This is a genomic window from Campylobacter sp. 2457A, assembly GCF_020135895.1.
GTDB lineage: Bacteria > Campylobacterota > Campylobacteria > Campylobacterales > Campylobacteraceae > Campylobacter_D > Campylobacter_D taeniopygiae.
In genome coordinates this window covers 1-240 of sequence record NZ_JACHTO010000126.1, presented here as the reverse complement: position 1 = coordinate 240, position 240 = coordinate 1, and the positions used below count along the sequence as shown (strand labels likewise).

At 25.0% G+C, this 240-nt stretch carries 1 pseudogene; it reads right to left on the bottom strand.

The features are described from left to right. Positions 1-240: pseudogene (locus H2280_RS08620) on the bottom strand (glycosyltransferase family 2 protein); the annotation flags it as partial.

Sequence of the window (240 nt, the reverse complement as noted above, 5' to 3'; positions counted from 1 at the left end):
TATCCCTTATAAAATCATATTCTTCGCAAATAGCATAAACTTTATCTTTGCTATATACAGAAGAATTAGGATTATCTCTTCTTAATATATAAAATGCTTCATTGATAAAATAAATACGTTTAGCAAAAGAAAAAATTTGAAACCATAAACCATTATCCTGATAAGAAGCTCCTAAGGATTCATTAAGTTTGATTTGATTTGATTTTAAGAAATCTAATCGGTAAATACCGATTTGATTTA